Source organism: Bradyrhizobium sp. HKCCYLRH2015, assembly GCF_051168215.1.
Taxonomy (GTDB): Bacteria; Pseudomonadota; Alphaproteobacteria; order Rhizobiales; family Xanthobacteraceae; genus Bradyrhizobium.
The window spans coordinates 351232-370220 of the sequence record NZ_JBNPUO010000001.1; the positions used below are offsets into that span (position 1 = coordinate 351232).

Sequence of the window (18989 nt, forward strand, 5' to 3'; positions counted from 1 at the left end):
CCGACGCTCGCGCGACAGCGGCGCCGAGCAATTTACCGCTGGTGACCCAGGCCGATGCCGAGCGCCAGAGCCTTCTGGCGGAGCGAGCCTTCGGTCCGCTTCATCGCCTTGGCGATCTTGGCAACCGGGGTCTTGGACTTCGAGTGCTGCTTCAGCAGCTTGATGTCGGCGGGCGTGTAGGGTTTCCGCGCCAACTTCTTGGTAGCTGCCTTCTTAGCTGTCTTCGCCACTTGATTCTCCTTTTGGCAATGGTGGTCCTAAATAGCATGTGTAGTCGAGCTATCAAGCGATTGCGGCAAATGCAACGCTATTAGTTCTTGTTAGTTCATCATTCGGGGTTAATCCCTGCTTTGACGAACTGGTCAATCTTCCGTGAGCGCTTCCGCCGCTTCCTGTGGACAACTCTGCGTGGAGCGGCTGATAGGTTGTTTGTTCTTCTCTCGTTCTTTGTTCCGGCCCCGATTGGGGCGCGCAGCGGCCGGAAAAGCGACCGGTACGTGCAGCGGAGGCACCTGATAGGGGGGATACATTCCAACGGCGCGGCGCCAAATGCCGCCTTTCGGGCTTAGGATAGTTCAATAGGCAGCTCTTGCCCTTTGTTAGTGCTTGATCCCTAAGCACAGCAATGTTCTGCTCAAAAAAGTTGCTGGAGCGCCGAAACCTCGTGTCAATCTACGTCGCGTTACATCACGTCACCCATTACAAATATGATCGTCCGGTCGAACTGGGCCCGCAGACCATCCGCCTGCGTCCTGCACCCCATACCAGGACCCCCGTGCTGAGCTATTCGCTCAAGGTCACGCCGCCCAACCATTTCGTGAACTGGCAGCAGGACCCGCAGGGCAATTGGCTGGCCCGCCACGTTTTCCCCGAGAAGGTGAACGAACTCAAAATCGAGGTCGACTTCACGGCGCAGATGACCGTGATCAATCCGTTCGACTTCTTCGTCGAGCCTTATGCCGACAGTTTTCCCTTCGCCTATCCGGACGGCCTTAAGGTGGAACTCGCGCCCTATCTCGAGACGATCGAGCCGGGGCCGTTGTTCGCGGAATACTTGAAGTCGATTCCCCGTGACGCGGACAACACGGTCAACTATCTCGTCGAACTCAATGCGCAGTTGCAGAAAAAGATTCGTTATATCATCCGGATGGAGCCCGGCGTTCAAACGCCGGAGGAGACGCTGTCTCAGGCCGCCGGATCCTGTCGCGACTCGGCATGGCTGCTGATCCAGACGCTGCGACATCTCGGCCTCGCCGCCCGCTTCGTCTCCGGCTATTTGATCCAGCTCCGTCCCGACATCGATCCGGTCGAGGGACCGGTCGAGGTCGAGAATGATTTCACCGATCTGCATGCCTGGGCCGAGGTCTATCTGCCCGGCGCTGGATGGATCGGCTTCGACGTCACCTCGGGCATGCTCGCGGGCGAGGGGCACATTCCGGTCGCGGCTACGCCGCACTATCACTCGGCCGCGCCGATCAGCGGCAGTGCCGGCGTTGCCGAGGTCGATTTCAACTTCGAGATGAATGTGAGGCGCATCCGCGAAGCGCCGCGGATCACCCGGCCATTTTCCGATGAGGCGTGGGACCGGCTCGACCGCCTCGGCGAAGCGGTCGATGTCGATCTCGCCGCGCACGACGTGCGCCTCACGATGGGCGGCGAGCCGACCTTCGTGTCGATCGACGACATGGAATCGGCGGAGTGGAATACGGCGGCGGTCGGCCCGGCCAAACGCGGGCTCGCGGACAGCCTGATCCGGCGTCTGCGCGCGCGTTTCGCGCCCGGCGGCCTGCTGCACTACGGCCAGGGCAAGTGGTATCCCGGCGAAAGCCTGCCGCGCTGGGCGTTCGGACTGTATTGGCGCAAGGATGGCGAGCCGATCTGGCGCAATCCGGATCTGATCGCCAGCGTCGATGGCCCGCGCATGGCGACGATCCAGGACGCAGAGCGTTTCCTCGATACGGCCGCCGAGACGCTCGGGCTCGAGCCGGACTACGTGCTGCCCGCGTTCGAAGATCCCGCGCATTGGCTGCAGAAGGAAGCCGCGCTGCCCGAGAACGTCGATGCGCTCGATTCCAAGCTCGCCGATCCCGAGGAGCGCGCGCGCATGGCTCGTGTATTCGACGAAGGGCTGCACATTCCGCGCGGCTTCGTGCTGCCGATCCAGCGCTGGAATGCACAGCCCAGGCGCTGGCGCAGCGAGCGCTGGGGCCTGCGGCGCAAGCGGCTTTTCCTGATTCCCGGCGACTCGCCGCTCGGCCTGCGGCTGCCGATCGGCTCGCTGGCCCACATTCCGCCGGAGGATTTCCCGTACATCCACGAGCAGGACCCGATGGAGGAGCGCGGGCCGCTGCCGACCTACGCGCAGGGACGCCCGGTGATCGTGCCGCAGGTGCCGCCGCTGCCGAAGCTCGATCGTGCACAGTCGCCGCAGGACGTGCAGTATCAGTACTGGGGAGGGCTCGGCGTCCGCACCGCGATGTCGGTCGAGATCCGCGACGGCATTCTCTGTGTGTTCATGCCGCCGGTCGAAACCATCGAGGACTACCTGGAACTGGTCGCAACGGTCGAAGCGACGGCCGAGGCGATGCAGATCAAGGTTCACGTCGAGGGGTATGCCCCGCCGTTCGATCCGCGCATCGAGGTGATCAAGGTGACACCCGATCCCGGCGTCATCGAGGTCAACATCCAGCCGGCCGCGAGCTGGCGGCAATCGGTCGACATCACTTTCGGGCTCTATGAGGACGCGGCGAAGGTGAGGCTCGGCGCCAATCGCTTCCTGATCGACGGCCGCCACACCGGCACCGGCGGCGGCAATCATGTCGTCGTCGGCGGCAGCTCGCCGCCGGATTCGCCGTTCCTGCGGCGCCCGGATCTGCTGAAGAGCCTGGTCCTGTATTGGCAACGGCACCCGTCGCTGTCTTATTTGTTCTCCGGCATGTTCATCGGGCCGACCAGCCAGGCTCCGCGCATCGACGAGGCGCGCCACGACAGCCTCTATGAGCTCGAGATCGCGCTCGCCAACGTGCCCCACGTCGGGCAGAGCGTGCCGCTGTGGCTGGTCGACCGGCTGTTCCGGCATCTGCTGGTCGACATCACCGGCAACACCCATCGCTCGGAGATCTGCATCGACAAGCTGTACTCGCCGGAGGGACCGACGGGCCGGCTCGGACTGGTGGAGTTCCGCGCGCTGGAAATGCCGCCGGATCCCCGCATGTCGCTGGCGCAGCAGCTTCTCATCCGGGCGCTGATCGCCAAATTGTGGCGCGAGCCGCAGGATGGCCGGTTCGTACGCTGGGGCACGGCGCTGCACGACCGCTTCATGCTGCCTCACTTCATCTGGGAAGATTTTCTTGATGTGCTGGATGAGCTGCGGTCGTCCGGCTACGACTTCTCGCCGGAATGGTACCAGGCGCAGCTCGAATTTCGCTTTCCGACCTTCGGCCGCGTGCAGCATGGCGGCGTGACCCTGGAGCTGCGGCAGGCGCTGGAGCCCTGGCATGTGCTGGGCGAGGAGGGCGCCGCGGGCGGCACCGTGCGCTACGTGGATTCCTCGGTCGAGCGGCTTCAAGTGAAAGCCGAAGGGTTTGTCGAGGGCCGCCACCTCATCACCTGCAATGGTAGGAGGATGCCGATGACCTTGACCGGGCGATCCGCCGAGGCGGTCGCGGCGGTGCGCTTCAAGGCGTGGCAGCCGGCCTCCGGCCTGCACCCGACGATTCCGGTGCATGCGCCGCTGACCTTCGACCTGATCGACACCTGGAACGGCCGTTCGCTCGGCGGCTGCGTCTATCACGTCGCCCATCCCGGCGGCCGCAACTACGACACCAAGCCGATCAACTCCTACGAGGCTGAGGCGCGGCGGCTCGCCCGCTTCCAGGACCACGGCCACACTCCCGGACGAATCGCGCTGCCGCCGGAAGAACGCACAAATGAATTCCCGATGACCCTCGACTTGCGCAGGCCGCTCCTGCATTGATGACACGGAGTTTGTGCGGAGGATCAGGGTATGGACGGCTCGAGCGGCCAGGACCAGGGAGCGAGCCCCGCCGCCGGTCGGCCGGCGGCACGTTCTCCGCTGCGCCGTGCCGAGCATTGGGCCCGCGACTATGCCCGGCTGCCCGGCATCCCCGATGAGTTCATCGGCGCCGACGGCCAGCCGCGACCGGTCTGGACCCGCTTTGCCGACACCTTTGCCGCGCTCGCGCCGACCGATATCGACCGCCGCTTCGCATCCGCCGATCGCCATCTGCGCGAGGCCGGCGTCACCTACCGCTCGCCGGGCGACAACGCCGAGCGATCGTGGCCGCTCAGCCATCTGCCGCTGCTGATCGACGAGTCCGAATGGGCGCAACTGTCCCAGGGCATCGTCCAGCGCGCCGAGCTGTTCGAACGTGTGCTGCGGGACATCTATGGCGAGGGCCGGCTGGTGACGAGCGGCGCGCTGCCGGCGGCCGCCGTCGCCGGCTCCAGCGAATATCTGCGTCCGGTCTGCGGCGTCAAACCGCCGGGCGGGCGCTTCCTCAGCATCTATGCCGCCGACATCGGCCGCGGCCCCGACGGGCGCTGGTGGGTGCTCAATGATCGCACCCAGGCGCCGTCCGGCATGGGCTACGCGCTGGAAAACCGCCTGGTGCAGTCGCGCGCCTTCTCCTCGATCTACAAGTCCATGAACGTGGAGCGGCTCGCGCCGTTCTTCGAAGCATTCCGCGATGCGCTGCGCGCCAGCGCCGATCGTGACGAGCCGCGCATCGCCGTGCTCACGCCGGGCATGTTCAGCGAGACCTATTTCGAGCACGCGACCTTGGCGCGCTATCTCGGCTTCCTGCTGGTCGAGGGCGACGATCTCGCCGTCAGCGGCGACCGCGTGCACATCCGCACCGTCGCGGGCCTCAAGCGCGTCGACGTGCTGCTGCGGCGGCTCGATTCCAACTCGCTCGATCCGCTCGAGCTCGATGCCGGCTCGCGGCTCGGCGTCGCCGGCCTGATGGACGTCGTGCGCAAGGGCGGCGTGGTGATCGCCAACATGCCGGGCTCCGGCGTGCTGGAGGCGCGTGCGCTGCTTGGCTTCCTGCCGAGCCTCGCGCGGCGCGTGCTCGGTGAGGATCTCAAGATCCCGCACATCGCGACCTGGTGGTGCGGCCAGAAGTCCGCGCGCGACGAGGTGCTGTCGCGGCTCGAGGAGTTCGCGATCGAAGGCGCTTATGGCCGCGCCGTGCCCGGCTTCGCCAGCAGCGGTCCGGTGCTGGCCGGCGAGCTCTCGGCCGCGGAGCGCGAACGGCTGCGCGCTGCGATCAGCCAGCGCGGCATCGACTATGTCGGCCAGGAGGTGGTGCGGCTGTCGACCACGCCGGTGTGGGAGGGGGGCCGGATCGCGCCGCGGCCGTTCGTCCTGCGGGTGTTCGCGGCCGCCACGCCCGACGGCTGGACCGTCATGCCCGGGGGCTTCTGTCGCATCGCCGACAAGCTCGATGCGCGCGCGGTGTCGATGGGCGACGGCGCCCGCGCCGCCGACGTCTGGGTGGTCGCCGACAAGGCGGTGGCGGCGCGCACCTTGCTGCCGGGCTCTGACAACGTGCGGATCCGCCGAATCGCCGGCGTGCTGCCGAGCCGCGCCGCCGACAATCTGTTCTGGCTGGGACGCTATCTGGAGCGCGCCGAGGCCACCGTGCGGCTGATCCGCGCGCTCGCAGCCCAGCATCGCGATCCCGGCAAGGGCTCGCTGGCGCAGCTCAACACCGCCGAGCGCATCCAGCGGCTGTTGCTGGCGTGGGGCGCGGTTGAGCAGACCTCGCGCAGCAAGGGATTCCAGGTGGCGGCCGAGGCTTTGCAGGCCGAGGCGCAGTTCGGCTCGGCGCTGTCGCTGCTCAGATCCGCCCAGCGCACCGCGACCTCGCTGCGCGAGCGCCTCTCGCCCGACGCCTGGCAGGTCATCACCGAGATGCCGAACCGGCTGGCGCAGGAGGCCGAGGATGAGGACGCCGTCGTCAGCATCGCCGAGCTCACGCTGGACCGGCTCGCGAGCTTCGCCGGCCTCGCCCAGGAGAACATGAATCGTGCCGCCGGCTGGCGCTTCCTCGACATGGGGCGTCGCGCCGAACGCGCCATCAACACCGCGCGCTTCGCGCGCCAGTTCGGCTATGACGAGGCGACGCCCGAGGACCTCGACGTCCTGCTCACGCTGGTCGATTGTCAGATCACCTATCGCTCGCGCTATCTGATCGGCCCGTCGCTGGCGCCGATCCGCGATCTCGTCGTGCTCGACCTCTACAATCCGCGCTCGGTCGCGTTCCAGGTCGAGCTGCTCAACGAGCACATCGCGAGCCTGCCGGTGCTGAAGGAGAACGGGCTGATCGAGCGGCCGCAGCGCCTCGCGATCTCGCTGGGCGCGCGGCTGACCGCGGCGGAGGCGGCGCATCTCGACGGCCGCGCCCTGTTTGCGCTTGAGCAGGACCTGCTCAACCTGGCGGAGGCGATCGGCCAGCATTATTTCCCGCACGGTCCGAACGCGACGCGGCCGGAAAAGCTGACGGGCCTCGCGTGATCTACGACATCCGGCACGTCACGACCTATGAGTATGAGAGCGCCGTCAGCTTCGCGCGCTGCTCGCTGCGGCTGGAGCCGCTCAGCGGCGACGGCCAGGAGCTGATCTCGCACAGCGTCGACATCCGGCCGCGGCCCTCGGAGCGGACCGCGCGGCGCGATTTCTTCGGCACGTTGACCGAGAGCGTCGTGATCGACACCCAGCACCGCCACCTGCGCATCGACTCGCGCTCGCGGGTGAAGCTGTCGCGCACGCCGCCCGAGCGCGATGCGCCGAGTGCGGACTGGGAGCAGGTGCGCGATGCAGCGTTCGAGGCGACGAGCCTCGGCCCGTCGTCGCCGATCGGCTACGTCTTCGAAAGCGCCCTGGTGCCGGTGCTGGAGCTGGTGACGGACTATGCTGCGGCAAGCTTTCGCGCCGGCACCGGCATCGTCACCGGCGCCGCCGATCTGATGCGGCGCATCCGCAAGGAGTTCAGATACGATCCGAAGGCGACCGTGATCTCGACCCCGCTGCGCGAGGTGTTCGACAATCGCCATGGCGTCTGCCAGGATTTTGCGCATGTCATGATCGCCGGCCTGCGTGGCCTCGGCCTGCCCGCGGCCTATGTCAGCGGCTATCTGCGCACCATCCCGCCGGAGGGCCAGCCCCGGCTGCAGGGCGCCGACGCCACCCATGCCTGGGTGTCGCTGTGGTGCGGCGACGAGCTCGGCTGGATCGGCTTCGATCCGACCAACGATCTCCTGGTCGGCAATGATCACATCATCCTCGGCATGGGCCGCGACTTCTCCGACGTGTCGCCGGTCGACGGCATCATCGTCGGCTCGCCCAAGCAGAAGCTCGGCGTCGCCGTCGACGTCGTGAGGGTCGAGTAGGGTTCCCTGGCCGCGAACGGCCGGAACATTTTTCCCGCATCGCACTTGATCCGCCCGAGGGGCCCGAATGGGGGCTGGCTGACCCTTTCGAGCGATGGAGTGATCGACATGAAACGTGTTGCAATCGTGATTGGCCTGGTCGGCGCCTGCGTCGCCGGCACCGCCTCGGCACAGCCGAGCGCCAACCTCACCGGCACCTACCGCTGCATCCAGATGTGCCGCGACGGCATGATCGGCGCGCCGGCCTTCGTGACGCAGAACGGCGATGCCGTGAACCTGACCACCGAGACCGGCGAGTCCCTCCAGGCCTGGCCGGACTGGAATGCGCCCAACAGCCGGCTCTGGATCGATGCGCGTGACGAAAGCGCGGTCTATTCGCCCGACGGCATGCGTATCCAGTTCGACGACGGCCGCGTCTGGCAGCGCGACCTGCCGCCGCCGCTGATCGTCCAACGCGCGCCGGTGGTGTACGGGCGGTAAGCGATCGCTGTTGTCAGGAAGGCCCTCGCGCATGCGGGGCTTTCCGTTTCCAGTGAGTTGGAATGCGCTTGCGCAACAACCAGTGTCGTCCCGGCGAACGCCGGGACTCATAACCCCAACTGTTTTGTTGGCCGGCACGCAGCTCGCAACATCGTGCTCATCACTCCTGCTGCGGAGTATGGGTCCCGGGTCGGCGCCGTGCCAACGCTGTCGCGCTGGCACGGCTTGCCCGGGACGACAGCCAATCTGTTGCACGGTCTCTCATGAGCGCCAGACATTGAATATGCTGCAGTAGTGTCGCTACACGTCGTGTCCGAGTGATGCTGGTCGTGTCCCACCCGGCTGAGCAGTCAGCACGTCTGTGTCTGCAAGCAATGCTCGCGCCCTTCGACATCGGTGCGAAAGGACTCGACGAAGCCGCCCTGACGCTGGGTGACGAACACGGTCTTGCCGTCGCTGCCGCCGAAGGCGAGGTTGGTCGGCTCCTTGGCTCGCAGCGTGATCTCCCTGATGGCGCGGCCGTCGGGCGTCAGCACGGCGATGCTGCCCTTCAGGATGCGTGCGACGAACAGCCGGCCGCTGGCATCGGTACGCAGGCCGTCGATCGTGTTGGGCTCGAACCTTCTGATCAGTCTGGGCGTGGCGAGCGCGTCGCCATCGACCGCATAGGACCAGATCTCGCCGCTGTTGGATTCGCCGACATAGAGCGTGCGGCCGTCAGGGCTCAGATCGATGCCGTTGGCGGTGCCCATCGCCCGCGGTGCCGCCATCGCCTCGCCCTGCAGCGCGCCGTTGGGCCCCCTCGCGATCCGCCAGATGCGGCCGCTGCGCGCCTTCCAGTTCGGATCGCTCGCATAGATCGTGCCGTCGCGCGACAGCGTGATGTCGTTGGGCTGGCTCATGTCGTCGGCATGGAAGACGAGATGCGGCGCGGTCTCGCCCGGTGCGATGGCGAAGATGTTGTGCTTCTTGTAGTCGGCGATGAACATCGTGCCGGCGGCGTCGATGCGGATCGCATTGCCGACGCTGCCGTCGGGCAGCTCGGTGAATTTCTCCGACGTGGTCGCCTCAGGTGCGAGCCGGCCGATCGTGCCGGGCTTGCCGAGATTGACGACGAAGAGATTGCCGTCGCGATCGACGGCGGGCCCCTCGATGCCGAAGGTGTATTCGCCGGAAGGTGTGAGCTGCGCGCTCTCGAACAGTTTCGAGGTGGCCAGGGCAGGGACGGTCGCGAGGGCGAGCGTGACGAGCATCGCCCAACACGAGATGCGTAGGGTGGGCAAAGGCGCGATACGCCACTGCGCGCGCCACAACGCGCTCTCGTGCGCGCCGTGCCCACCATCACGGAGACAGGTGCCCGCGGCCGGCGGGCACGGCGCGCGCGAGATTGCGTTTTGGCGGAGGAAGCGTCGCCCTGCGCCTTTGCCCACCCTACGATTCATCGCGGCGTCGTCAGAGCGGCACCAGAAACTGCTGTTGGATGTAATAGCCATCATCGTCCGTGCAGGCGCCGTTGAGATAGGTGTCGGCCGGCCGGAAGAAACGGCTGAAGCCGGGCTTATTGACGGCAGACCTCTCGGTCACCACGACGATCTTGCCGAACGGAATGTCGCCGCATTCGCGGCCATCAGCGGCGAAGAACTTGCGGTGCGGCGGTCCGCCGGGCTTGACGCGCATCCGCGTGCCGGGAACCATGCGCGCGACGAGGTCGTCGGCAACATCAAGCAGCTTCGCATAGCCTGGTTCCGTCTTGATCAGATCTGCACCGGGCGGCATCTGCCGCTCGGCGCCCAGTCCGCGCAGCCGCTGACGCAGCCGGCCGGACTCGGGATCGCCGGGATAGATCCAGCCGTCCTGGGCCAACATGAAGCGCAGCACCGCGAGGTCCTTGTCTCGGTCGGATTGTCCGGCCTTGAGGCCGAAATCCGAATGGCAGCCGCTGCAATGTCTCTCGACGAGCGTCTTGCGCACCGTCGCCAGCCGCGCGCGGCTGGCGCCATTGTCCATCACCAAGGCGGCCAGCCGGTCGATCAGCTGATCGCTTCTGACATCGCAGGGCAGCGGCTCGGGCGCGGCCTCGCCGGTGCGGTCGATGCGGATCACGGTCTGGTTCTTGTCCTCGACCAGCCAGAGCGCGCCGTCGTCGGCCACGGTCATGCCGACCGGTGCGCCCTGCGGCCGGATGCCGTTGACGCGATGCCAGCCAACGATGATCTCGTCGAACGCGGCCGCGCGCGCCGGACCGGCCGCGGTCTGGAAGGTGCGCGTCGGCTCGGCGGCACAGCTCACGTGATAGCGCACCGGTGCCGGGCTCAGCTTGGGAAAGCCGTGCTCGTCGACTTCATAGGCGAGCAGGCGGCTGCCGGTCGGGCGATAGCCGTGCAGGCCGACCAGCAGCCTGCCTTTCAGCTCCTCGAAACGATCGCCCGTGTAGTAGAGCATGCCGAGCGGTGCACCATGCGGCGGCAGCAGCGACCACGGCTGCTGATAGTGCGAGGCTGTCGTGCAGAAGCTCTTGAGCGTTCCGGATTGCAGCACGCGCCTGAACTCCGGGCTCGGCGTGGCGAGGTCGTAGCAATAGGGCCAGCCATAGTGGCGCCCTTGCTCGATCGCGTTGATCTCCTCGTTCGGTGCGAACACGTCCTGCAGGTCGCGCGCGTTCTCGCCCTGCAGGAAGGCGGTGCCGGGATCGGGAAAGCGCGGATGCAATGCCAGCGCCATCGAGTTGCGCAGGCCGCGCGCGTAAACCTGGTGCGGCGGCGAGGGATCGCCGGGCTTCAGCGCCGCAAAGACGCCGCCGGCCGGTGGCGTGAACAGCCAGATCGCGGCGAGTGCCGAAGGGCCTTCGCCCGCGGCGCAGGGCTGCGTGATCGGCGCCGGCGACAGGCAGTTGTCGCTGGGCGCGCCGATATTGACGAACAGCCGTCCGGTACGGTCGAAGGCGAATGCCTTCAGCGGATGCGCACTTTCCGACAGGCGGGTGCCGTCGGGCAGCGTGAGGCGGCGTCCCGGCAGGTCGCGGATGATGGTCTCGATCGTTGCTCTCGGATCGGCCGCGAGCGGATCGAAGCGGAAGATCGACGTGTCGGTGGAGGCGTAGATGCGGCCGCCAGGGCCGGCCGCAAGTCCGAACGGATAGGATAGCCGCGTGATCACTTCGCGGAGGCGCTGGCCGGCCGGCGCCGCGGGATCGAGGATCAGCAGCCGGCCGTCATCATGGCCCCAGCCGCCCATGTCCGCGATCACGAACTGCCGATGGCCGGGGATCTGCATGATGCCGCGGGGAAATCTCAGGCCGTCGTCGCGGCTGGCGACGAGGCCGGCGCAGAAGCCGGCCTTCATGTCGATCCGCAGCCGTGGAAAGCCGAGGGGCGCTTCGCCGCAGCTCTTCGCGCCGAGCGCGTAGCCGCTCTTGAGCGTCACGTCGTCGGCGCGGCCGTCGCCCGCGCCGAGCAGCAGGGTCGCGACGACTGCCAGAATGCGCCACGACCAGCTCATGCGATCCGCTCAGTGCAGCAGGTTGTATTGGATGATGTAGGCCGCGGCGCCCGCGAAGTAGCCGAGCAGGGCGATGCCGCTGATGCGGCGCACGTACCAGAAGAAGTGGATGTTCTCGAGCCCCATCGCGGCGACGCCGGCCGCCGAGCCGATGATCAGGATCGAGCCACCGGTGCCGGCGCAATAGGCGACGAACTCCCAGAGGAAACTGTCCGGCGGAAACTGGCTCAGGCTGTACATGCCCATCGACGCCGCGACCAAGGGCACGTTGTCGATCACGGCGCTGGCGAGCCCCAGCACGATCACGATCAGGTCGAGCCGGCCGACGCTGCGGTCGAGCCATTGCGCCAGCGCCTCCAGGATGTGGGTGTGCTCGAGCGCGGCCACCGCCAGCAGGATGCCGATGAAGAACACGATCGAGGGCATGTCGATCCGGGTCAGCGCATGCACCAGGGTCAGGCGCTGCTTCTGCTCGAAGGCCTTCTCGCGATGGACGATCTCGCCGACCATCCACAACAGGCCGAGGCCGAACAGGATGCCCATGAACGGCGGCAGGTGCGTCACCGCCTTGAACACCGGCACGGCGACCAGGATGCCGAGGCCCATGAAGAACATCAAATTGCGCTCGAACGGCAGGATCGGGCTGATCGAGGCGAGGCCGGCGCTCGCCGGCGGCACGAGCTGCTTGCCGCGCAGGGTGAAGCTGATGACGGCAAGCGGGACCAGCAGGTTCAGGAGCGAGGGGATGAAGACCGACTTCATGATCGCGAGCGGCGTGATCTGACCGCCGATCCACAGCATGGTGGTGGTGACGTCGCCGATCGCCGACCAGGCGCCGCCGGCATTGGCGGCGATGACGATGATCGATGCGAAGACCAGGCGGTCCTCGTCGCGGCCGGACAGCTTCTTCATCAGCGACACCATCACGATCGCGGTGGTGAGGTTGTCGAGCATGGCGCTGAGGAAGAAGGTGACGAAGCCGACCAGCCAGACCAGCGTGACCTGGTTGCGGGTGCCGATCAGCGAGGTCACGACCTCGAAGCCGTTATGGGCGTCGATCACCTCGACGATGGTCATCGCGCCGATCAGGAAGAAGATGATCTGGGCCGTCGAGGCCACGGACTCGTTGAGCTCGGTCGCGACCGCCGGAGCCGTGCCGCCCATGACAGCATAGACGGTCCACATCAGGCCGGCGCCGACCAGGGCGGTGGCCGCCTTGTTGATCCGGAACGGGTGCTCCAGCGCCACCACGGCATAGGCGAGCGTGAAGACGGCGACGATGGCAGCGGTCATGAGTGAGGCATTCCGGGCTTGATCGGCGGAGGGGCGGGATGGAACTGCCCAAGATATGACCGATCGGCGTCCGGCCAGCAAGCCGTGAGCGCTGTTCAGACCGGCGAACGCCGGATTACACCAGGGCCGACACGATCGCGTCGGCGTGGTTGCGGATGGCGCGGATCTCCGCCGCGCTGCGGCGCTCGAGATTGACGTACTGGTTGCGCATGCGACCATTATTGGCGAAGCGGCGGCGGTGCTTGGCGAGGAAGCTCCAATACAGCGTCGTGAACGGGCAGGCGCTGTCGCCGGTCGCCTGCTTCGGATCGTAGCGGCAATTGCGGCAATGGTCGCTCATGCGGTCGATGTAGTGGCCCGACGCCGCATAGGGCTTGGTGCCGACCACGCCGCCATCGCCGTGCTGGCTCATCCCGAGTGTGTTGGGCAGCGACACCCAGTCGATGGCGTCGTGGAACATCGACATGTGCCAGAGGTGCACGTCGTAGGGCCGGACGCCGAGCAGCATCGCGAACAGGCCGAGCACCATCAGCCGCTCGATGTGATGCGCATAGGCATGGTCAATGGTGTGGCCGATCGCCTGCGCCAGGCAGCGCATCTCGGTCTCGCCGGTCCAGTAGAAGCGCGGCATCGGCAGGCTGGCGTCGAGCGCGTTCTCATCGGCGTAGTGAGGCATGCGCTGCCAATAGATGCCGCGCACGAATTCCCGCCAGCCGATGATCTGGCGGACGAAGCCTTCGAGAGCGTTCAGCGGCGCGTTGCGGCTTTCGAGCGCGGCCGTGACCACCTCGCGCGGGTTCAGCATGTGCAGGTTCAGCGCCCCCGACAGCCGCGAGTGATACAGGAACGGCTCGTCGCTCAGCATCGCGTCCTGATAGGTGCCGAACAGCGACAGCCGCCAGGCGACGAAGTCCGACAGCTCCGTCAGCGCGTCGACGCGCGACACCGGCAGGTCGAAGCGGCCGAGCTTGCCCGGACTGTTGGAGAAGCGCGCCGCGACCAGCTTGAGCACGTCGCGCGTGATCGCGTCGGGAGCATAGGATCGGGGCACGGGAATAGGCGGGCGGCTCCTGCCGAACCCCTTGCGGTTCTCGGCGTCGAAATTCCAGCTGCCGCCGACCGGGCGGCCACTGTCGTCGATCAGGATGCCGGTCTTGCGCCGCATCGCGCGGTAGAACGTTTCCATGATCGGGCGGGGATGGCGCTCGGTGAAGGCGTCGAACTCGTCCGCCGTGCACAGGAAGTGGCGGTCGGCGCGGATGTCGATCCGCTGCGGCAGCTTGCGCAAGCCCTCGCGCACGCGAAAGTCGCCGGGCTCCAGCACGATCGTCGCCGCCGGCTGCAGCGCGGCCTGATGCCGCGCAATCTCGCTGTCGAGCGTGCCGGTGTTGGCGGGATCATCGAGCCGGACATAGTGGACGGTACGGCCGCGGCCCTCGAGATCGGCGCGGAAGTGGCGCATCGCCGCGAAGAAATAGGCGATGCGCATCTTGTGCTGCGGCACGTAGCTCGCCTCGTCGGCGACCTCCATCTGCAGCACGGCATCCTGCTCCGGGTCGAAGCCGTCGAAGGCCGCCGAGTCCGCATCGAGCTGGTCGCCCAGCACGACGACGAGGTGTCTCACGGGACGTGTCCTGATCATGATACGTTGGTCATCGCGCCATGCCGACGATCAGGCCGCCACGGTAACCGCGTGGGCCTGGCCGAGACAATCCTTGCGCACCGTGAGCAGGCTGCGATGCAGCCAGGTCTTGATGGTGCCGACCGGCACGCCGAACCGTTCCGACAGCCGCGTCCGGCTTTCGCCCTCGAGATAGGCGAGCGCCAGCAGCCGTCGGCGCTCCTCCGGCAGCCGCTCGAGCGCCTCGCGGGCGATCGGTTCCGCCAGCGCGTAGTCGAACTCGTCGTCGGCGGCGCTGTCAGCGGGATCAGGGATCGCGAGCGCCTCATCGAGCTCCGAGGTCGGCACGCCGGTGGCGCGCAGCGCATCGATCGCGGTGTTGCGCATGATGGTGCACATCCAGGTGATGGGCGAGGCGCGCGCCGGGTCGAAGCTCGCGGCATGCCGCCAGATCTTCAGGTAGCCATCTTGCAGGATGTCGTCGAGGTCGGCCGAGGAGGGCAGCAAGGCGCGCACGGTCTTCCGCATCTTCAAGATCGTTGCAGCATGCAGCTCGGCAAAGGCTTGCTCGTCGTTGCGTCCGGCACGGGCCAGCAAGCCGCCGAGATGCGCGACGTACCCCTTATCCGCGCTTGCTGATCGCATCTGTCTCCTCCATGCGCTTCCTGAGCGGAAACGGGTCAGAGTCCGATGCGGATCACCCGAATGCTTGCGGTCATGGTTGCGAGGAGCGAAACGACGAAGCGATCCAGGCCCTCCGCGTCGCTCCGGATTGCTTCGCGGCGCTCGCAATGACGGCGGAGCAATTCAGAGCCGGACGAATGGGCTGATCAGCCGGCCGAGCAGGCCGTGCATGCGCAGGTCGCCGGTCATGGCGACGAGGCAGAGGCAGGGGCCCTCGTCACCGACCACCGGACGATGGTCGACCTCGTCGTCGCCATAGTCGAAGTCGCCGGGTCCGTAATAGCCGCCGAGATGGCTGAAGCTGCCCTTCAGCACGCAGGTCAGCTCGTTGCCGGAATGCGTATGCTCCAGCATCCGCGCCCCAGGCTCCGAGCGCAGCAGGAAGGCGCGCGATTTGCCGGTGCCCGGCAGCAGGATCGGGCGCATGCTGATGCCGGGCGCCACACGCCGGCGCTTGCCGATCTTGCAGCGCTTGACCATCTCGGGGAGGTCGGCGAGCTCGGGATCGTGCTCGGCGACCTCGCTCACCTGTGGCGCCGCCTGCGGGCGTCGATCGATGCGTGCCATCACGGCATCGAACGCATCCGCGCCCGTCGCGATCGGCTCGGCCGCATCCAGCGAGGCGCCGGCGAGCTGCTCGATGGCGCGGACGAAGCGCTGGCATCGGCCGCAATCGGCGACATGGACACCGACGACCAGCCGCTCGGCCTCGTCGAGCGCACCAGTGGCGAAGTCGGCCAGCAGGTCTTCCGGCGGGTGGTGGCTGATCGTCATGTCGCGTCGTCCAACAGGTCTCTCAGGCGATTCATCGCCAATCTGATTCGTGACTTTACCGTACCCAGCGGCAGGCCGAGCACCGCCGCGATTTCCGAATGCGGTCGTTCTTCAACGAACGACAGGCGGATCACGGTGGATTGCTCCACCGACAATCTTTCGATCGCGGCCGCCACCCGTGTGGCATCTTCGACACGCGAGACGATCTGGTCGGCTGCGGGCGTCGGATCGGCTTCCTCGTCCCGCCCCACTTCTCTGCTCAGCCGGCTGTCGCGGGCAGCCTTGCGCGCGGCGTCGATCCGCTGGTTGCGCGCGATCGTGAAGATCCAGGCGGCCGCGCCGGCCGTCGACGGATCGAATTGCCCCGCCTTCGTCCACACCGCCACCATGGTGGATTGGGCGATTTCCTCAGCGTCGTCGGCGTTGCAGCCGGTCTTGATGAGGAAACCTTTGATGCGGGGCGCAAAATGCGCAAACAGGGCCTTGAATGCCTCGCGATCGCCGCGCGCGGCGACGCGTCCGATCAATTCAGCCCAGTCCACAGTCGCCTTCGGCCCTCTGCTCACATTCACCCTGGTACGGGCACTGAAGGCCCGTGCAAATCGATGCCGGGACGATGCCACGTTCCATTGCGCTAATCCAGTCGCTCTCAGTCGCGTGGTCATGGTCCCCGGCACGCTGCTTGACCCTGGATAACGTGGACCATGGACGGCTGGATCACAGCGGGCGGAGGATTTTCCGGCCCCTTCAATCCTTCAGGTCGGAATTGACCATCGCCAGGAACTCCTGGCGGCTCATCGGGTCGGTGCGGAAGCAGCCGAGCATGCGGCTGGTGGTGAGATCGACGCCGTGCTTCTTGACGCCGCGCGAGCTGATGCAGTGATGGGCTGCCTTGATCACGACCGCCACGCCCTGCGGCTGCAGCACCTCGTCGATGATGTTGGCGATCTCGGCGGTCATGCGCTCCTGGATCTGCAGCCGGCTGGCATAGGCCTCGACGACCCGGGCGAGCTTGGAAATCCCGACCACGCGGTTGCGCGGCACGTAGCCGACCCAGGCGCGGCCGATGATGGGCGCCATGTGGTGCTCGCAATGGCTCTGGAACGGGATGTTCCGCAACAGCACCATCTCGTCGTAGCCGGCCGTCTCCTCGAACGTCTTGCGCAGATACTCCTCGGGGTTCTGCTCATAGCCGGAAAAATAGCTCTTGTAGGCCCGCGCCACGCGGGCCGGGGTCTCGGAGAGACCCTCGCGTGACGGATCCTCGCCGATCCAGGTCAGGATGGTGCGAATGGCGTCCTCGACGTCATCCTGGGTGACCGCGACCGGGTCGCAGGCGAACGGAGGTTTCTTGGCTGTCTGGCGCACGACGGCTCTCCAAAAACCAAGAAACGGTTCCGGTGTCGGAACGGATCACGTCTTGCGGGGGGCGATTTCCGCAACCGAGGGCTCGCCCCGGTCAGCTCGCCTTGCGCAGCCGCATCTCCGCGGACGGACCCGAGCGCAGGTTCTGAAAGAACTTCTCGACCTCGTTGGCGAGCGTCTGCGCGGTCGCGTTGAGGTCGCCGGACGCCGACAGGACGGAGGCGGCGGCCGTCGAGGTCTCACTGATGGCGTCGCGGAGCGAGCCGATGTTCATGACCAGCGTCTGGTTGCCCTGGGCGGTCGACTGCGCGTTGGTCGAGATCTCCCGCGTCGCCTGGTCCTGCTGCTGGATGGCATTGGAGATGTTCGAGGTGATCTCGTTGATGCCGCGGACCGCCTGGCCGATCTCGCGGACCGCGTCGACCGCGGTCTTGGTCGAGGCCTGGATCAGGCCGACGTTCTGGCTGATCTCCTCGGTCGCCTTGGCCGTCTGCCCGGCCAGCGCCTTGACCTCGTGAGCGACGACGGCAAAGCCGCGGCCGGCCTCGCCGGCGCGGGCGGCCTCGATGGTCGCATTCAGAGCGAGGAGGTTGGTCTGCTCGGCGATGGTCTGGATCAGGGTCAATACGCCGTCGATGCGCTGGGTGGCGGCGGCAAGGCCCTCGATCTCCGTGACCGACTTCTCGGTGCGTTGGCCGGTCTGCTCGACGGCGCCGGCCGACTGCCGGATCTGCCGGCCGATCTCCTCGACGGACGTCGACAACTCCTCGGCGGCGCTCGCGACGGCGGAAACGTTGGTCGAGGCCTGCGACGTCGCGCCGGCTGCGGTGACCGCGCGCTCGTTGGCGTCCGCCGTCAGCCGTGTGATCGCCTCGGCGGTGGCGCGCATCGCGGCGGCGTTCTCGGTGACGGTCCGCATCACGCTGCCGATTGCGGTGCGAAATTCCTCGACCGCGGTTTCGATGTGGCGGGCCCGGGCTTCGCGGATTTCGGAGTCCTGAGAGACCTGGACATTGAGGTCGCGGTTGTGGGCCATCGCCTGCTGGAACACGCCGATGGCGCGGGCCAGCTCGCCGACCTCGTCGGCGCGCCCGGCATACGGCACTTCGACGTTCTCGGCGCCGGTGGCGACCTGGCGGATCGTCTCGGTGATCTGAGACAGCGGCCGAGCGATCGAGCGAGCGATGATCACCACGCCGGCTGCGACCAGAACCAACATCAAGCCGCCAAGGCCTGTCAGCATGAGCGAGAGCTTGTTGTTCAGCGCCGCTTTCTCGGCGATCTTTCCTCCGCGCTCGACATAGACTTTGGACAGCGCTTCGAGGTCCGTGTTGAGCGCCTTGCGCACGGAGCGATTGGCGTCGTTGTCGCCCCACTCGCGTCCCGCAGCCGGGCTGATTTCATTGGCGCGGCGGACCAGTTCGGCGCGGAATTCGACGAATTGCTCGATCCGCTTCTTGAACGTTGCGAATTGCTGGGCGTCGTCGGCCTGTACGATCGCCTGCCACTTGTCGACGACCTTCAGAATCTCGGCGTTGAATTTGAGCAAGCCGTTGCCGTATTGCTTCACGACGGCCGGATCTGTCGACATGTAGACGCCACGCGACTCCATCACGACGGCATAGACGAGGCCGTTGACCAGCTGAACGTTGTGAGCGGCGAGATTGGCCGTCTCGATGGCTTTGATGAGCTCCGTGGCCCGCCGCGAGTTGTAGTCGGACAGCCAGGTGATTGCGGCGGTCAATAGCGCAAACAACGCGAAGATTGCATAGAGCTTGACTGCGATGGATCGGCGCGTGGCCGTCTTCGTTGACGTCGGGCGTGAGGTCATGAGGTGAGACACCGCGAGTTTTTGCTG

Annotated in this window: 14 protein-coding genes; 4 read left to right on the forward strand and 10 right to left on the reverse strand. The window is 66.7% G+C overall.

All coding sequences use genetic code 11. The annotated features are described in order from the left end of the window. Window positions 1–32: 32 nt before the first annotated feature. Window positions 33–230, reverse strand: coding sequence for a hypothetical protein (locus tag ACQR1H_RS01515; RefSeq protein WP_008964013.1), 198 nt, complete (start codon window positions 228–230; stop codon window positions 33–35). A gap of 434 nt (window positions 231–664) precedes the next feature. Between ACQR1H_RS01515 and ACQR1H_RS01520 the strand changes: the two genes are divergently transcribed. The 4 genes from ACQR1H_RS01520 to ACQR1H_RS01535 all read left to right on the forward strand — a co-directional run bounded on the left by ACQR1H_RS01520 (window position 665) and on the right by ACQR1H_RS01535 (window position 7896). Continuing rightward, window positions 665–3976, forward strand: a complete 3312-nt coding sequence (locus ACQR1H_RS01520; RefSeq protein ID WP_434907022.1) for a DUF2126 domain-containing protein — start codon at window positions 665–667, stop codon at window positions 3974–3976. A 30-nt stretch (window positions 3977–4006) separates the two neighbouring features. Continuing rightward, window positions 4007–6541 carry a circularly permuted type 2 ATP-grasp protein gene (locus ACQR1H_RS01525; protein WP_434907023.1) on the forward strand — a complete coding sequence of 845 codons (2535 nt, stop codon included), beginning with the start codon at window positions 4007–4009 and terminating at the stop codon, window positions 6539–6541. Further along, window positions 6538–7416: a transglutaminase family protein gene (locus ACQR1H_RS01530; protein ID WP_315801276.1), complete on the forward strand. Its 879-nt coding sequence runs from the start codon at window positions 6538–6540 to the stop codon at window positions 7414–7416. Before ACQR1H_RS01525 ends, ACQR1H_RS01530 begins: the two co-directional genes overlap by 4 nt. 99 nt (window positions 7417–7515) lie before the next feature. Next, window positions 7516–7896 carry a hypothetical protein gene (locus tag ACQR1H_RS01535; protein ID WP_315801275.1) on the forward strand — a complete coding sequence of 127 codons (381 nt, stop codon included), beginning with the start codon at window positions 7516–7518 and terminating at the stop codon, window positions 7894–7896. Between the two features lie 350 nt (window positions 7897–8246). Here ACQR1H_RS01535 and ACQR1H_RS01540 read toward each other — a convergent pair whose 3' ends face one another. The 9 genes from ACQR1H_RS01540 to ACQR1H_RS01580 all read right to left on the reverse strand — a co-directional run bounded on the left by ACQR1H_RS01540 (window position 8247) and on the right by ACQR1H_RS01580 (window position 18962). Next, the gene (locus ACQR1H_RS01540) at window positions 8247–9149 is read right to left on the reverse strand and encodes an SMP-30/gluconolactonase/LRE family protein (RefSeq protein WP_316238762.1); all 903 of its coding nucleotides are present in this window, start codon (window positions 9147–9149) and stop codon (window positions 8247–8249) included. A gap of 199 nt (window positions 9150–9348) precedes the next feature. Continuing rightward, window positions 9349–11394, reverse strand: coding sequence for a PQQ-dependent sugar dehydrogenase (locus tag ACQR1H_RS01545; protein WP_434907024.1), 2046 nt, complete (start codon window positions 11392–11394; stop codon window positions 9349–9351). A 9-nt stretch (window positions 11395–11403) separates the two neighbouring features. After that, window positions 11404–12687, reverse strand: coding sequence for a sodium:proton antiporter NhaD (nhaD, locus tag ACQR1H_RS01550; protein ID WP_315801272.1), 1284 nt, complete (start codon window positions 12685–12687; stop codon window positions 11404–11406). Between the two features lie 115 nt (window positions 12688–12802). Next, window positions 12803–14329, reverse strand: a complete 1527-nt coding sequence (locus ACQR1H_RS01555; RefSeq protein WP_434907025.1) for a cryptochrome/photolyase family protein — start codon at window positions 14327–14329, stop codon at window positions 12803–12805. A 30-nt stretch (window positions 14330–14359) separates the two neighbouring features. Further along, a complete protein-coding gene (locus ACQR1H_RS01560) occupies window positions 14360–14953 on the reverse strand; it encodes an RNA polymerase sigma factor (protein WP_315801270.1) in 594 nt (197 codons plus the stop codon). Between the two features lie 162 nt (window positions 14954–15115). Next, on the reverse strand, window positions 15116–15766 hold the full coding sequence (locus ACQR1H_RS01565) for a ChrR family anti-sigma-E factor (RefSeq protein WP_315749232.1): 651 nt from the start codon (window positions 15764–15766) through the stop codon (window positions 15116–15118). Further along, entirely contained in the window at window positions 15763–16308 is a 546-nt protein-coding gene (locus tag ACQR1H_RS01570; RefSeq protein ID WP_315772520.1) for a sigma-70 family RNA polymerase sigma factor, read from the reverse strand. Before ACQR1H_RS01570 ends, ACQR1H_RS01565 begins: the two co-directional genes overlap by 4 nt. Window positions 16309–16513: 205 nt before the next feature. Beyond that, complete coding sequence (gene folE / locus ACQR1H_RS01575; RefSeq protein ID WP_434907026.1) at window positions 16514–17134, reverse strand: GTP cyclohydrolase I FolE; 621 nt, start codon at window positions 17132–17134, stop codon at window positions 16514–16516. Window positions 17135–17225: 91 nt separating this feature from the next. Then, entirely contained in the window at window positions 17226–18962 is a 1737-nt protein-coding gene (locus ACQR1H_RS01580) for a methyl-accepting chemotaxis protein (protein ID WP_316183363.1), read from the reverse strand. Window positions 18963–18989: the final 27 nt, after the last annotated feature.

Bases quoted from the DNA above. Each gene is read 5' to 3' on its own strand.
- ACQR1H_RS01580 (WP_316183363.1), bottom strand. From the start codon at position 18,962: ATGACCTCACGCCCGACGTCAACGAAGACGGCCACGCGCCGATCCATC.
- ACQR1H_RS01565 (WP_315749232.1), bottom strand. From the start codon at position 15,766: ATGACGATCAGCCACCACCCGCCGGAAGACCTGCTGGCCGACTTCGCC.
- ACQR1H_RS01555 (WP_434907025.1), bottom strand. From the start codon at position 14,329: ATGATCAGGACACGTCCCGTGAGACACCTCGTCGTCGTGCTGGGCGAC.
- ACQR1H_RS01545 (WP_434907024.1), bottom strand. From the start codon at position 11,394: ATGAGCTGGTCGTGGCGCATTCTGGCAGTCGTCGCGACCCTGCTGCTC.
- ACQR1H_RS01560 (WP_315801270.1), bottom strand. From the start codon at position 14,953: ATGCGATCAGCAAGCGCGGATAAGGGGTACGTCGCGCATCTCGGCGGC.
- ACQR1H_RS01525 (WP_434907023.1), top strand. From the start codon at position 4,007: ATGGACGGCTCGAGCGGCCAGGACCAGGGAGCGAGCCCCGCCGCCGGT.
- nhaD (WP_315801272.1), bottom strand. From the start codon at position 12,687: ATGACCGCTGCCATCGTCGCCGTCTTCACGCTCGCCTATGCCGTGGTG.
- ACQR1H_RS01540 (WP_316238762.1), bottom strand. From the start codon at position 9,149: ATGCTCGTCACGCTCGCCCTCGCGACCGTCCCTGCCCTGGCCACCTCG.